Here is a 13446-nt window from a genome sequence, read left to right on the forward strand (position 1 = left end):
CCTACCGGACCCGGGCACTCCGCAGCCAGGCTACTAGAACCAAACTCTAGTTAAGGCTGCACTAGGGTGTGCCCATGTCTCCTAAGCAGCAGCGTGGCGAGGCCACGGTCGAGCGCCTGCTGACCACGGCGCTGCGGGTGTACGCGGACTCCGGCCGGCACGGTTTCACCGTGAACGCCGTGACGGCGGCCGGCGGCGTCAGCCTCGGCAGCCTCTACCACCACTTCGGCAGTTTCGACGGCCTCGCCGCCGCCCTGTACATCCGGTGCACGGAGCAGTTGCACGGCGAGGTCGTCACCGCCCTGGGCCGCACCAGGACCGCCCGCACCGGGGTGCGGGCGATGGTCACCGCGTACCTCCGGTTCACCGAGGAGCACCCGGACGCCGCGCTGTTCATCCACGCCTCCGCCCACTCGGGGCACCTCGTCGCCCACGCCGATCGGGTCCGGGCGGCCGAGGAGCCGCTGCTCGCCGCGATCGGCGAGTGGATGCGGCCGCTCGTCGAGGCGGGCGAGATCGCGCCGATTCCCGAACCGCTGGTCGAGGCGCTGGTCATCGGGCCGGCCGCCGAGACGGCGTGCCGCTGGCTGTCCGGCGCGCACGACGTCGACCTCGCTCAGGCGGCCCGGATCCTGCCGGACCGGGTCTGGCGTTCGCTCCGCCCGGACTGACCGCGCATGAACTCCAGCCGGTGACAGAGGACTTCAGCCGGCACTGGACAGTGCAGGCACAGTGAAGGTGACCTCGGAGGCCCACACGGTGACCTCCGCGTCGCTGCCGAGGGCGTAGGCCGCCACCCGGGAGACCGTCGCAGCCGGTACGACCTCGCTGATCCCGGGCGCCGCCGGCACGTCCTGGGTCGCGTGGGCGTCGTGCGGTACGACGACGCGGTAGCCGCGCGCCAGGGCCGTGCGGGCCGTCGCCTGCACACACATCTCCGACATCACGCCACAGACGGCGACCGCCCTCACTCCCGCGTCCGTGAGCACTCCGCCCAGCGGGGTCTCCGCGAAGCCGTCGTCGTACGGTTTGCGGATGACCACCTCCCTGGGGCCGGGCTCGACCGGGTGGTGGAGCTCCCAGCCCGGCGTGTGGGGTTCGTCCTCCGCGCCGGGCGGTCCGTCGTTCTGGAGGTGCACGACGAGGGCCCCGTCCCGCCGGGCCCGCGCGATGAGGTCCGTCGTACGGTCGACGAGCCGGGCGGCGGCGGGCACGGCCCCGGCACCGGTGACGAACGCCGACTGCACGTCCACGACGATCAGGGCGTCCACGGGCGGGGTGATGGGGCCGTTCGGAGTGGTGAGGGCATGCGGAGTGGTGTGGGCGTTCGCGGCGGTTCGCGCGTCAGGGGCGGTCTCGGGGTGCTGGGTGGTCATCCCGCCATCCTCATGTCCATGCGCCCCCGCGGCCAGGAGATTTCACCCTTCGGTCGCGGGCGGACCTCACATGTCCCGCGAGCCCGCTCCGCCGTCGACCCGTCGACCCGTCGACCCGTCGCGCTCCGAGCTCGCGGGCGGTCTCGACGAACGCCCTTACGTGCGGGGCGGGTTCGGCGTCACGCGGGACGAGCGCCCACTCGGAACGCATCACAGACGAACGAATCGCAGACGGACGCGACGCCGGCGGACGAGTCGCGCCGGCGGATCCGGGCCGACCGGGACGCGTACCGCAAGGCGTACGAGACCTGGATCGGCGAGATCGCGTCAACAGGCCGTCTCGTCGGCGGCGGGGCCTGAGCCGGGCCCCCGGCCCGGCGTTCCCGAAGACTTCATCGGAGCGCGTTCAGGCCTGTGAGTCCGCTGGAGAGTTCCCAGAGTCGGGATGCCGCTCCGGGGTCGGTGGCCCAGGGTTTCACTCCGCCGATGAGCATGTCGTCCGTGGCGGCCGGTTCCGCGATGTCGCAGTCCTGGCAATAGACCCCTCCGTGGCCGTCGAGGAGCGGGGAGGTCGCCGCCCAGACCGCTGTCGCCGCGCCTTGCCCCGGTGTCTTGAAGCCGTCGGCCGGCTCGCCGTCCGGCGTCACCCAACCCAGCGCGAGCCACTCCTCCCGAGGGATGTGGCGCTGCAGGGGTGTGAGGATGCTGCCGGGATGCACCGCGAAGGCCCGCAGGCCCAGGTCGGCGCCGAGACGGTCGAGGTGCAGGGCGAACAGGGCGTTGGCCGTCTTGGACTGGGCGTAGGCGAGCCAGCGGTCGTAGCCGGTGCGGAAGTGGATGTCGTCCCAGCGGATGTCGGACAGGAAGTGCCCGGCCGAGGCGAGCGACACCACCCGGGCCCCTCCGGCTTCCAGGGCCGGGAGGAGTCGCTGGACGAGCGCGAAGTGGCCGAGGTGGTTGACCGCGAAGTGCGCCTCCCAGCCCGGTCCGACCCGTGTTTCCGGGCAGGCCATCACGCCGGCGCCGTTGATGAGGATGCCGAGGGGACGGCCGGATTCCAGGAAGCGTGCGCAGAAGGACCGGACGCTTTCCAGGTCCGCCAGGTCGAGTCCGTGCACCTCTGTCCCGGGGATGTCGCGCAGAGCGCGTTCGGCGGCGGAGGGGCGGCGTGCGGGGACGACGACCTGTGCTCCCGCTCGGGCCAGAGCGCGGGTGGTCTCAAGGCCGAGGCCCGAATGGCCGCCCGTGACCAGGGCGGTCGTGCCGGTCAGGTCGATTCCGGAGAGAACGTCTTCGGCGGTGCTGTGGGCACCGAAACCGGTGCCGATGCGCAGCTGCTTTGTGATCATGCCGATGACGCTAGAAGCTGGAGTGCAGGCTAGGTCAAGGTACGTTGCCGTGATGAGCGAGGACACGGGTGGCCTGCCCATCGGCAAGGTCGCCGAGATGACCGGCATGAGCGTGCACGCGCTGCGGTTCTTCGAGCGCGAGGGCCTGTTCCTTCGCGAGATCCCGCGCTCCGGAGGCGGGCAGCGGATCTATGGACAGGCGGACGTGGACTGGCTGGTGTTGTGCGGCCGACTCCGGGACTCGGACATGCCCATCGCCACGATCAGGAAGTTCGCCGAACTCGTGCGGTCGGGGCCGGGCAACGAGCCGGACCGCCTTGCGCTGCTGCGCGAGCACGAGGACACCGTGCGCGCCAGGATCGCCGGCCTGACCGAGAACCTCGACGTCATCCACGGCAAGGTCGTCACCTACGAGCGGCATCTTCGCGACGGAACGGCCGCCGGGGTCTGGTCACCGACACCACCGACACCACCTCGGTGACCATTCCCGCCGCGCCGGGCCTGAAGGACCTCAGGGCTTCAGGGCCCCGGTCCCAGCGCCCATGACTTCAAGAAGCCCCCTCCTTCGGTGACTTGTCCACGTCGCTCGGCTCGTCCTCGACGGTGACGTCGTTTCGGCGGATGGCCCGCGAGAGCAGCCACTGGCCCGAGACCCCCGTCGTGAAGAGACCGGCGACGAGGGCGAGGAGCGAGATGCCCGGGCCCGAGGTCCAGTCGACCGACCCGGCATGGACGGCGAGAACGACCGTCGCGGCGAGCGCCACCGCCGGAACGGCCCGGAGCGCCGGACGGATACGGGTGAGGTCGTCCTCGGCCAGCGCTCCGAGGATGCCGACGCCCAGCGCCAGGGCCCACACACCGAGGCCCTGCGCGTCCGCGCGGTTCACCGTCCACGGCACGAGGGCGCCCCAGAAGTCGGGGAGGGCCAGCAGACCGAACCCGATGCCGAACCATCCCGAGCCGACGACCGCGAGCGGCGGCTTCGACCAGCCGGGCATCGGGGCGACCGGCTGCCGACGCGACGCCGGGCCGCCGCCCACCGGACCTGCCGAAGCAGCGCCCACCCGCTCTGCCGGTCTGCGGTACTGCGCGGCGAGGCAGCCGACGGCGGCGAGGGCGAGGAGTCCGAGCGTGGCGACCCAACCGAGGCTGAAGAGGGCGAGGAACAGCGGGCCGCCCTTGACGGCCTGGAGGGTGCCGCCGTTCAGCAGGCTCACCGTGAACAGGCCGACGAGCACGATCACCAGCGGCAGCACCAGGCTCCGTACGTCCTCCCAGACGCGCGCCCGCCCGATCGTGAACAGGGCCGGGGCCACCCCGGCCATGGCGGCGCCGATGAGCCCGGGGCTCAGCGCCTCGGGGGACACCCAGGCACCGGCCGCGTGTCCCAGCAGGCTCGTCACGGTAAGGAGACCGCCGGTGGTGAGACTGATGCCTCCCACGACGCCGCTCAAGAGGACGACGGCGGACGAGAGTTCACGGCCGTCGAGCCGACCGGAGCGCGCCGCCCCGACGGCCGCCTCAGCCTCTTGCTGCCGCATGTCGCTCATCGCAGCTCCCCTTCCCCCGCGGCCCCGCCGACGCCGACCGGAGCCGCGGCAGCGGCCGCCGGGCCGGTCGGAAGTTCGGCGAACTCCCGCTGTCTCTTCAGGACTTCGCGGCCGTGCAGGATCCGCAGACTCACCACCGTGACCGCCGCGTACGCCAGCATTCCCGCACCGATGCCGACGCCCGCGATCAGCGACGTGAGCCGGTCGAGGCCCATCGTCCGTTCCAGTACGGGCACGGTCACCGCCGAGAACGCGGGCGCCAGACACTGGGCCGCCAGGTGCAGGCGCCACTCCTCGCGCGCCCAGGTCGCTCCCCGCCGACGGGCGCGTGCCGCGCGGGCCGCGATGACGGCGTGGGTCAGCACGTACGGGACGAGGTACGCGACGAGCAGCCGTCGCCCCTGCGCGCCCTCGCCGAGAAAGGCGTTGGTGATCCACGCCAGGCCCGCGGCGCCCGCGAGGTGGGCACCGACGAGGACCGGGCCCGGCGCCCAGGTGCCGGTCAGGCCCGGGACGGTGGTCCGCCGGTCGAGGGCCCGGGAGGCCAGGAGCGCGCCGAAGGCGACGAGGGCGCCGAGGTGCATGATCGCGACGCGGTTGATGTCCTGGAGGGAGAGCCCGGGGTACAGCGAGGGCAGCGCGCCCCATTCGAGCCGGAGCAGCGGAGCGGTCATCAGGAAGCCGTAGCAGAGCAGCATCCAGCGCTGGTGCAGGTCGGGGAAGCCGCGTACGGCGGCGAGGACGCCGAAGGTCACGCTGCCGACGGTGCCCACCAGGATGGTGGCGAGGACGATCCAGAACGCGGCGCCGCTGAAGGCCTGCGCCGGCGGGGTGCGCAGCAGGTAGAGCGCGGCGCCGGCCATCGACACGTACACCGTGACGGCGAAGACGGTTCCGGCGATCCGGTGCAGCCGGATGCGGCGGCGTACCGCCGAGAGCAGCTGCACCGGGCCGAGCAGCATCAGGAGGCCGCCCAGGACCGAGTGCACGATCAGCGGGACCAGGCTGCGGGCGTACGGCGCCATCCGGTCGCGCACGGCCTCGGCCACGAATTCGGGGGAGACGGACCGGCCGAGGAGCCATTCGCCGATGGCGGGCGCGCCGGGTGTGGCGTACGGCCAGAGTTCGGTCATGGCGATCGGCGCGTACACGAGGCAGACCACCGTCACGGCGACGGCGGACACCCGCCCCCACCTTGTGCTCGCGTTGCTCGTCGGACGTCCCACGGTGCATCCCCCTCCACCGTTCACGCGCTTACAGCCACGATGGCCGCGATAGTCCTTTCTGGACTATGGAGGAAGGTAGGGCGGGGCACCGCCAGGGTCAACCGGTCGGTAACAAATTCAGGACTCGCGGCTCTCGACCCAGTGCCAGAAATCGACCATCATCCGCTCATACCGGATGCCGAACTCCAGCGCCTCGCGCTGTCCGCGCGTCAGCAACTCGCCGACTTCGCCGGCCAGTTCCTCGTACTCGTCCAGGGTCCGCCGGTGCTCGTCGATCTGGACCGGGGCGTGGACGCGCGGGCTGGCGCCGAACCACAGCTTGAGGATGCCGCGTTCGCGCGCCTCGACGGGCACGAAGGCGGGGTCGGCGAGCCAGCCGCGCAGGGCGGCCGAGCCCTCGTCCGTGAGTTTCATCAGGCGCCGGTTCCGGCCACCGGGCTGCCTGATCTCCGAGAGCAGCCCCGCCTCCAGGAGCCGGTCGCACTGGGCGTAGACCTGCGCGTGCGGCATCGACCAGAACGGCGCCACGGTCCGCGCGGCCTCGACCTTCACGTCGTACGGGCTGGCCTCGCCGAGTTTGTCGATGATGCCGAGCACGAGAAAGGAGGGCGTGGTCAACCGGACTTCAGACATACGGCCGACGGTATCGCGACACCTCGCCCGGGCCCTCGCCCCGGCCTGGACGGCTCCCCGCCCCCGCCTCCACCGCACCTCCGGTCCGCCCCTACTCCGCCCTCAGTGCCCGTGCCGTGGCCGTGCGGGCCGCCCAGCCCGCCGGGAGCAGGGCGCCGGCCGTCGCGATCACCACGCCGGCGGTCGCGAGGAGCACCAGCACGGGCGCGCCGTACACGTCGATGTCGGCGGACGGGATCGTGGTGCCGACCGCGCGGCCCATCGCCGGCATCACCTGGCGGTGCAGCGCCACGCCCAGCGGCACGCCGACCGCGCCCGCCACCAGACCGATCGCACCCACGGAGGTGAGGACCTGCGCGACCGTCTGCCGGGGCGTCATCCCCAGGGCCTTGTACACGCCCAGGTCCCGGACCCGGTCGCGGGTGTCGAGGACCACCGTGTTGAGCACCCCGAGACCGGCGACCACGACCAGCATCAGCGTGAGCATGGCGATCAGGGCCTGCATCGCCCGGATGACGCTCGACTTGCCCGCCTCGGTGACCGCGGCCTCCGCCCCGAGCGGGGCGACGGCGGCGTGCAGCCGCTCGGCATATCCGGCCGCGTCCGTGCCGGAGGCGACGCTGACGGCGAAGTCCGCGGGCTGGTAACGGGGTTGCAGCGCGGCGACCGAGGCGGCGGCCGTGCGCAGGGTCATACCCTCGCCGCCCAGGTCGAAGACCTCGCCGACGATCCGTAGCTTGGCGGTACGCCCCTGCTCGGACAAGGTGACCGTCTCCCCCGTGCGCATCCCCGTCGCCCGCAGGAACCGGGTCGGGACGACCGCCTCTCCCGGGGCCTCGAACCAGCGGCCGGAGACCATCGTGTGGGGGCTGCCGGCGGTGTTCCCCTCGTACGCGACGAGCGGCGCGCCGCCCTTGAGTCCCGCCACCTCCAGCTGCGTCTGCGCGGTCCGGTACACGGAGCCGGTTCCCGGGAGCGCGGCGATCGCCGCCGCCACGGCGGCCGGGTCGGCCGGCTTCCCGGGCAGGGGCACTCCGGGTTCGCCATCCCCTCCTCCCGACCGACCGGGGCCGGTGTCGTCCGGCCTCGCCAGGGTGCGGACGGTGACGTCGCCGCCCCGGTCCGGATCCCCGTCGGTCTTCACCGCGACGAGCGTGCTGCCGAGGCCGACCGCGAAGGTCACCGCGAGGGCCCCGAAGGTCACGGCGGCGGCCGTGCTCGCCGCGCGTGCGGGGCGGGCGAAGGGCGCGGCGAGGCCGAGGGTGACCGGGCGGGGCAGCGGCAGCCGCCCGAACAGGCCGCGGATCCGGCGCCCCCTGCCGCCGCCCGTGGCCGCGCCGAGCCGCAGGACCGCGGCGGTCCGCAGCCGGGCGGCGCGCAGCGCGGGGCCGAAGGCGGTACCGGCGACCACCACGAGTGCGACCGCCGGTACGAGGAGGTCGACCCGGAGCGGGATCAGGATCGCCGTCGTTCCGTACGTCTCCGCCACCTCCGCCATGAGGGGAACGGCGAGCACGTTGCCGAGGGCGACCCCGAGCGCGGCCCCGAGGGTGCCCGGGATCAGGGCCTGCGCCACGTATGCCCGTCCGACCTGGAGCGGGGTGAAGCCGAGCGCTTTGAGGATGCCGATCCGGCGGGTCGCGGCGCCCACGGCGCCACTCACCACGATGCCGATCACCAGGACCGACATCGCGAGTCCGAGGAGGGCGAAGGCGGTCACGAAGGGCACGAAGGCCGCCGTGTTCTCCTGGGCGGCCTCGCGGACGTCGAGATACGAGCGGGCCCCGACGACCGCTCCGGCGGGGGCGGCGGCGACGATCGCGTCCCGGCCCGACGCGACCTCCGCGCGCGTGCCGGCGTCGGCGAGCCGGTACAGCATCTGCGACGCGGGAGGCCGCTTCCCCACGAGCGTCGTGAGCTGGGCCGGTACGACCCAGGCGTCGGCGCTCTCGCCGGCCGACCCGGCGATGCCGACCACGGTGAGCACCGCGCTTCCGGCGCTCAGCCGCGTCCCCACACCGGCGCCCGGCGGGCGGGACCCTCGCTCCAGGACGATCTCGCCGGCGGCCCCGGCCCACCGGCCCTCCATCAGGGTCACCGCGTCCACGGGCCCGGCCGCGGAGGCCCGGCCGACCACCGTCAAGGGCGGCGGCTCGAACCCGGGCGGGGTTGCTCCGTCCGCGCGGAGGCGTACGGAGGCCACGGCGAACGGGCCCGCGGACGCGGCCACTCCGGGTGCGTGTGCCGTGGCGGCCAGCCGCTCCTCGGCGGCGGCCGAACCGTCGAAGCGCACGGTCAGATGGGCTCCGCGCTGCTGGTCGAAGGCCCGGTCGAAGGGGGCGCCCGAGGCGACGAGGAGGCCGACCGCGAGGACGGCGGAGGCGACGGACAGCAGCGTCGTCAGCATCATCACCGCGGTCTGGGTACGCCGCCGCCCGACGCCCGCGCGCACGACCCGGCCGAGAGCGCCGCCGGTCATCGGGCCACCGCCATGACGTCGCGGGCGATGCGGCCGTCGACGAGTTCGATCGTGCGGGTCGCACAGGCCTCGGCGAGCGCCAGGTCGTGGGTGACGAGCACGATGGTCTGCCCGTCGGCGTTCAGCTCACGGAGGAGATCGCGGACGTCCGCGCCGGACGCGGTGTCCAGCGCTCCCGTCGGCTCGTCGGCGAGGAGCAGCGGCGGCCGGTTCATCAGGGCCCGTGCGACGGCGACGCGTTGCCGTTCGCCGCCGGAGAGGCGGCCGGGGTGCACGCGCGCGTGCCGGGCGACGCCGAGCCGGTCGAGGAGTTCGGCGGCCCGCGCCGCCGCCTCGGCCCGGGGCACCCCGGCGAGCTGGGCCGGGAGCAGCACGTTGTCGGTGACGGTGAGGTCGTCGAGGAGGTTGAAGAACTGGAAGACCATGCCGATCCGGCTGCGCCGGTACGTGGCGGAGGCGGTCTCGGTCAGCCGGTCGACGCGCAGGCCGTCCACCGTCACGCGGCCGGTGCTCGGCCGGTCGAGGCCGGCGAGGAGGTTGAGCAGGGTCGACTTGCCGCTGCCGGAGGGCCCGAGGACGGCGAGCGCCTCTCCCCGTCCGACGCGCAGGGTCAACTCCGAGAGTGCGGCCCGGCCGTCGTCGTACGTCCTCCCGACGTCGCTCAGGTCGATCAGGGGCTCGGATCCGGTCATGGGCCCTCCAGGGCTCTGGGTTGGGGAAGAGGCGGCGGCGACCGACCCGGTCGTGGCCGGTCGGCCTTCCGGTCGGCCCTTGCGATCGACCTTCCGGTCGCCTTCCGGTCGGCCCTTCGATCGGCGTTCCGGTCGGTCGTGTCCGCGCCGAACCGACGCTAGGAGCAGCTCCGCGAGGAGCGCGTCGGCCTCGGTGGCGAAGATCCGTACCGTGTGCGGTGGAGGCGCGCCGATGTCATCCGCGCGATGTACTCCCCCGGGGCGGCGGGCTGGTCCCACGGGCTGATCCGCTCGCTCCCCCTCCTTGGCACACTGCTGCGGTGAGCTGGTACGAAGAACTCGTCGACCGGGTGCGCGGACCCCGGGCCCTCGGTGCGCCGCCCCGTCTGTCCCGCTGGGCGTGGGCGGCCGACGGGCTCCTCGCCCTGGCGCTCGCGATCACGACGATCGTGGGTGATCTGAACCGCTCGTACGTGGACGTCCATCCGGATCCGGAGGACGCTCCGTTCCCTCTGCCGGTGCCGCCATCGATCCCGCAGTCGCCCTTCCCCCCGGAGCTCCCGCAGGCGCCCCATCCCGTGCCCGCCCTGGAGCATCTGCTTCCCCGGGTCGAGGGCTGGGAGTTGTCGGCGGCCGCGCTGACCGCGCTGCCGCTGGTGCTGCGCCGCCGTTTTCCCCTGGCCGTCTACTGGGTGGTGATGGGCGCGACGGTGCTGCTGCATCAGGGCGATGTCGCCGCCGACGCGACCACGTTCACCTTCGCGTCGGGTCTCGTCGCGGCGTACAGCGCGGCGATGTACAGCCCGCACCGCACGGCCGTGGTGGTCTCCCTCGTCGCCGGCGTGGTGCTGTACGCGGTCTTCCCCCTGGTCCCGGACGTGGACGAGGGCCTCGTACCCCTGCTCGTACTGCTGCCTGTCGCCCTCGCCTCGCACGGCGCCCACCTGTGGCGGCAGCGGGAGCGGGCGGTCCGCGGGGAGCGGGAGGCCGAGCTGCGCCGGGCGGTGGAGGCGGAGCGGTCCCGGATCGCGCGGGAGTTGCACGACGTGGTCACCCACAACGTGAGCATGATGACGATCCAGGCCGGTGCCGCGCGCACGGTCCTGGCCACCTCCCCCGACCAGGCCCGCGAGGCGATGCTGGCCGTCGAGGCGGCGGGGCGGACGGCGATGTCGGAGCTGCGGCACGTGATGGGGCTGCTCACGATGGCCGCGGCGGGCCCCGACCCGGCCGTCGACGTGGAGCTCGCTCCTCAGCCGGGCCTGGACCGGCTGGCGGAGCTGACGGACCGGGTGCGGGCCTCCGGCGTGCCGGTGGAGGTGGCGGTGCGGGGCGACCCGGTCGCGCTGCCGGCCGGTGTGGACCTCGCCGCGTACCGGGTGGTGCAGGAGGCGCTGACGAACGTGGTGAAGCACGCGCCGGACGCCCGGGTCTCGGTCAGCGTGGAGTACGAGCCGGAGCGACTGAGCGTGGAGGTCTCCGACACGGGTGCCCCCGGCTCCGGTTCGGGCTCTTCCCGGGACCGGGGTACGAGCCCGGGTGCTTCCCGCGACCGCGGCGCCGAGCGGCGGGCCACGGAACCCGGCGGCGGTCACGGCCTGCTCGGCCTGCGGGAACGGCTCGCGGTCTACGGCGGTACGCTGCGGGCGGGCAGGGGCCCGGACGGCGGGTACCGGGTCCGGGCGGTGATTCCGTGGGAGGCTCCGTGACCGACCCGACCGGCGTGACCGAGTCGGCCGACGTGACCCACCCGGCCGGGGTGCCCGACGCTCCGCGTGTGGTGATCGTCGACGACCAGGCCTTGGTGCGCACCGGTTTCCGCATGATCCTGGCCGCCGACGGCATCGACGTGGTCGCGGAGGCGGCAGACGGCGACGCGGCGGTGGCCGTGGTGCGGCGGACCCGGCCGGACGTGGTCCTGATGGACATCAGGATGCCCGGCACCGACGGCCTGGAGGCCACGCGCCGCATCCTCGCGGACAGGGCGGACAGGGCGGACGAGGTGGCACCGCCCAGGATCGTCGTCCTCACCACCTACGACCTCGACCAGTACGTGTACGCGGCGCTCGGCGCGGGTGCCAGCGGCTTCCTGCTCAAGGACGCGACCCCCGAGCACCTGACGGCGGCGGTCAGGCTGGTCCGCTCCGGTGACGCGCTCCTCGCCCCGGCGATCACCCGCCGCCTGGTGGAGCGCTTCGCCACGTCCGGCGGGCGGTCCGCCGCCCCGCACCGCGAACTGGCCACGCTGACCCCGCGTGAGCTGGAGGTCCTCGAAGCGCTGGCACGCGGCCTCAGCAACGCCGAGCTGGCCGAGCGCTTCCGCCTGAGCGAGGCGACGGTGAAGACGCACGTCGCCCGCATCCTGTCGAAGCTACGGCTGCGCGACCGGGCGCAGGCCGTGATCGCCGCCTACGAGACCGGCCTGGTCACGCCCGGCTCGGACAGTCGGGGGTCCACCGGATCCAGCGGTCCGGGCTGAGACTCGGGCCCGTCCGGCAGCGCGGCCTCCGGGCACAGGACGTCGCCCAGTGCCGTCAGGCGGATGAGGCGGAGGATCCACGGCTGGTCGCAGACGAGCCTCCAGCGCGCACCCCGCTGTCGGGTGCGGCCCGCGCAGTGGGCGAGCAGGCCGAGCCCGGTGGCGTCGCAGAAGGTGAGGCGCCGGATGTCGACGGTCAGGGCGTCGGACTCCCGTACCAGGGCGTCGAGCTCGGGCCGCAGGTGCCGTACGAGGACGAGGTCGAGCTCGCCCCGGAGGGCGGCGACGGTGACGTCGCCGGTCGATCGGACGACCATGTACGGGTCATGACGGGGGATCAGCTGCATCGGGTGCTCCACAGGGTGGCTCCGTGTGTCGCTTCGAGCGTGGCTGTCCCTCTGCCGGGAGGGACGTTTCACCTCGGCCGCTGTCACCTGAATCGGTGAATGTTCGGGCCGTTTCCCCTCGTACGGACGATCTATGTGCGTACGTACGCCCACGATCGGCCCTCCGTCTCCTCACACGTCCAGGTCCACGTCCGTCAGGGGATACGCGACGCACGCGTGTGCGTACCCCGAGTCCGGGTCGGAGAGCCGGAGCCGGGCCTCCTCCGCGTGGTGGACCTCGCCCTTGAGGACGCGGACGCGGCACAGGCCGCACTCGCCGGAGCGGCAGGCGGATTCGGGGCGGATGCCGGAGTCCTCCAGTGCGTCCAGGAGGGGACGGCCGCGCCGGGTGCGGAACGCGCTGCCCCGGGTGGCGACCGTGACCTCTTCGGCCGGGTCGGCGCCGTCCGGCCAGTGCGGCTGCGCGGTGGGGTCGGCGGGGGCGCCGTTGGCCTCGAAGCGGATCCGGCGGCGCGGGTGTCCGAGCCGTTCGGTGAGCTGCCCGAGGGCGTACGGGTAGAGGGCCTGGGGCCCGCACACGTACACCATCCGCCCGTCGAGGGGCCCGGCGAGCTCCGTGACGAGCTCGGCGGTCAGCAGCCCGGTGGGTCCCGACCAGCGCGGGTCGGGGTGCTGGAGGACGTGGTGGACCCGGATGCCGGGGTGGGCGGCGGCGAGGGCGTCGAGTTCCGGGCGGAACAGGATGTCGTCGAGGGACCGGGAACCGTAGAGGAGGTGGAAGCGCCGATCGAGCCCCCGGTCGGCGATCTCCCGGATCATGCTCATGGCGGGTGCGACGCCGGAGCCGCCGGCGAGGAAGACGACGTCCTCGCCGTGGAAGAGCGGGTTGTGGTGGAAGGTGCCCTGGGGGCCGGTGGTCGTGACGGCGTGTCCGGCGGCGAGGGTGTCGAGCAGGTGGTTGCTGATCCGCCCGCCGGGCACGCGGCGCACGGTCAGGTCGTAGTGGCCGAGGTCGGCCGGGCTGGAGGAGATCGCGTACGGGCGGTTGGTCCCGTCCGCGAACACCCCCACGTACTGCCCGGCGAGGAAGGGCGGCAGGTCGGCACCGTCCGGACGGCCGAGCCGGAAGGTGCGGGTGCTCGGCGTCTCGTCGACGACCCGCTCGACCCGGAGGCCGAGCCGTCGCGGGTGGTGGGTGTCGATGGCGCGGCGGGTCAGGGCGGTGTGGTCGGCGGCGTCGGCCGGACGGGTCGCGATCTCGTCCCGGATGCGTTCCGCCCCGGCGAAGCGCGGGGCGAGGTGATGAGGCGTCACA

13 protein-coding genes are annotated in these 13446 nt (G+C 73.7%); 4 read left to right on the forward strand and 9 right to left on the reverse strand.

What is annotated here, in order from left to right; translation table 11 throughout:
• Positions 1 to 74: 74 nt before the first annotated feature.
• Positions 75 to 671: a TetR/AcrR family transcriptional regulator gene (locus tag OG514_RS37330; RefSeq protein WP_266902580.1), complete on the forward strand. Its 597-nt coding sequence runs from the start codon at positions 75 to 77 to the stop codon at positions 669 to 671.
• A gap of 33 nt (positions 672 to 704) precedes the next feature.
• Here OG514_RS37330 and OG514_RS37335 read toward each other — a convergent pair whose 3' ends face one another.
• Positions 705 to 1376 carry an isochorismatase family protein gene (locus OG514_RS37335; RefSeq protein WP_266902582.1) on the reverse strand — a complete coding sequence of 224 codons (672 nt, stop codon included), beginning with the start codon at positions 1374 to 1376 and terminating at the stop codon, positions 705 to 707.
• 392 nt (positions 1377 to 1768) lie between these two features.
• Positions 1769 to 2725, reverse strand: a complete 957-nt coding sequence (locus OG514_RS37340; protein WP_266902584.1) for an SDR family NAD(P)-dependent oxidoreductase — start codon at positions 2723 to 2725, stop codon at positions 1769 to 1771.
• A 52-nt stretch (positions 2726 to 2777) separates the two neighbouring features.
• Here OG514_RS37340 and OG514_RS37345 point away from each other — a divergent pair, with 52 nt between their 5' ends.
• The gene (locus OG514_RS37345; protein ID WP_266902586.1) at positions 2778 to 3206 is read left to right on the forward strand and encodes a MerR family transcriptional regulator; all 429 of its coding nucleotides are present in this window, start codon (positions 2778 to 2780) and stop codon (positions 3204 to 3206) included.
• Between the two features lie 67 nt (positions 3207 to 3273).
• On the opposite strand, the gene OG514_RS37350 is transcribed toward OG514_RS37345, so the two are convergent.
• The 5 genes from OG514_RS37350 to OG514_RS37370 all read right to left on the reverse strand — a co-directional run bounded on the left by OG514_RS37350 (position 3274) and on the right by OG514_RS37370 (position 9305).
• The gene (locus OG514_RS37350) at positions 3274 to 4275 is read right to left on the reverse strand and encodes a hypothetical protein (protein WP_266902588.1); all 1002 of its coding nucleotides are present in this window, start codon (positions 4273 to 4275) and stop codon (positions 3274 to 3276) included.
• Positions 4272 to 5459 carry a DUF2306 domain-containing protein gene (locus OG514_RS37355; protein ID WP_266902590.1) on the reverse strand — a complete coding sequence of 396 codons (1188 nt, stop codon included), beginning with the start codon at positions 5457 to 5459 and terminating at the stop codon, positions 4272 to 4274. The genes OG514_RS37350 and OG514_RS37355 overlap by 4 nt, the downstream gene beginning before the upstream one ends.
• A gap of 159 nt (positions 5460 to 5618) precedes the next feature.
• On the reverse strand, positions 5619 to 6134 hold the full coding sequence (locus OG514_RS37360) for a PadR family transcriptional regulator (protein WP_266902592.1): 516 nt from the start codon (positions 6132 to 6134) through the stop codon (positions 5619 to 5621).
• A 91-nt stretch (positions 6135 to 6225) separates the two neighbouring features.
• On the reverse strand, positions 6226 to 8613 hold the full coding sequence (locus tag OG514_RS37365) for an ABC transporter permease (RefSeq protein WP_266902594.1): 2388 nt from the start codon (positions 8611 to 8613) through the stop codon (positions 6226 to 6228).
• Entirely contained in the window at positions 8610 to 9305 is a 696-nt protein-coding gene (locus OG514_RS37370) for an ABC transporter ATP-binding protein (protein WP_266902596.1), read from the reverse strand. Before OG514_RS37370 ends, OG514_RS37365 begins: the two co-directional genes overlap by 4 nt.
• A gap of 320 nt (positions 9306 to 9625) precedes the next feature.
• Between OG514_RS37370 and OG514_RS37375 the strand changes: the two genes are divergently transcribed.
• Both OG514_RS37375 and OG514_RS37380 read left to right on the forward strand, forming a co-directional pair.
• Positions 9626 to 11014: a histidine kinase gene (locus OG514_RS37375; RefSeq protein WP_266902598.1), complete on the forward strand. Its 1389-nt coding sequence runs from the start codon at positions 9626 to 9628 to the stop codon at positions 11012 to 11014.
• A 50-nt stretch (positions 11015 to 11064) separates the two neighbouring features.
• Positions 11065 to 11784, forward strand: a complete 720-nt coding sequence (locus OG514_RS37380; RefSeq protein ID WP_266903083.1) for a response regulator transcription factor — start codon at positions 11065 to 11067, stop codon at positions 11782 to 11784.
• On the opposite strand, the gene OG514_RS37385 is transcribed toward OG514_RS37380, so the two are convergent.
• Together OG514_RS37385 and OG514_RS37390 are read right to left on the reverse strand one after the other, a co-directional pair.
• The gene (locus OG514_RS37385; protein WP_266902600.1) at positions 11715 to 12131 is read right to left on the reverse strand and encodes an STAS domain-containing protein; all 417 of its coding nucleotides are present in this window, start codon (positions 12129 to 12131) and stop codon (positions 11715 to 11717) included. The two genes, OG514_RS37380 and OG514_RS37385, sit on opposite strands and share 70 nt — an antisense overlap.
• Positions 12132 to 12302: 171 nt before the next feature.
• Positions 12303 to 13445: an FAD-binding oxidoreductase gene (locus tag OG514_RS37390; RefSeq protein WP_266902602.1), complete on the reverse strand. Its 1143-nt coding sequence runs from the start codon at positions 13443 to 13445 to the stop codon at positions 12303 to 12305.
• Position 13446: the final 1 nt, after the last annotated feature.

Source organism: Streptomyces sp. NBC_00572, assembly GCF_026341815.1.
Taxonomy (GTDB): Bacteria; Actinomycetota; Actinomycetes; order Streptomycetales; family Streptomycetaceae; genus Streptomyces.